Genomic DNA, 538 nt, shown 5'->3' with positions numbered 1-538 from the left:
TGTCCATTGACTCAAGGACTTCAGCTGATACATTGTCAGGTAGCTGCTGAAGTATGTCGGCGAGATCATCTGTATCGAGGTCTTCTGTGAAGTTTACGACTTCCTGAGCATTTAACTTGCTGAGGAAGTGCGCCTGTATGTCTTCAGAGAGATCTTGTAGGACTTCACCTTTTAAATCGTCATTCAGCAAGCGCCATATTAGTGCTCGCTCTCGCGGTGGAGAGGATTCAATTAGGTGTGCAATATCACTTGCGTTTAGCCCCTTGTTCACAACCCTTTCAATTTGCCGGATAGAGCCGCTTTCGATTACTTCATTTACACTATGAAGTTTCTCTTTAGCGCTTTTGTTTGAAAATTGGCTAGGCATGGAACACGTTGATCTCTAGTTAACTGCTAAGTGATAAAACAGATAAGCCTGGTGAAGTGATGATTACAATTAGACCTATATAGATAGCTTAAACGTTTGCTTAAGTATAGCGCATGAATTGACACTTCGACAGTCAGAATAATCCAATAAACAGAGCCTTAGTTTGCTTTT

The 538-nt window shown here is 41.4% G+C and carries 1 protein-coding gene; it reads right to left on the bottom strand.

What is annotated here, in order from left to right:
• Positions 1-367 (bottom strand): magnesium transporter MgtE N-terminal domain-containing protein (locus tag A3729_RS09180; protein WP_369820120.1); only part of this gene is annotated, 367 nt, incomplete at its 3' end.
• Positions 368-538 lie beyond the last annotated feature (171 nt).

Source organism: Oleiphilus sp. HI0043 (genome assembly GCF_001634935.1).
The sequence above is the reverse complement of the archived record's forward strand: the minus strand, read 5'-3'. Positions and strand labels throughout refer to the sequence as shown.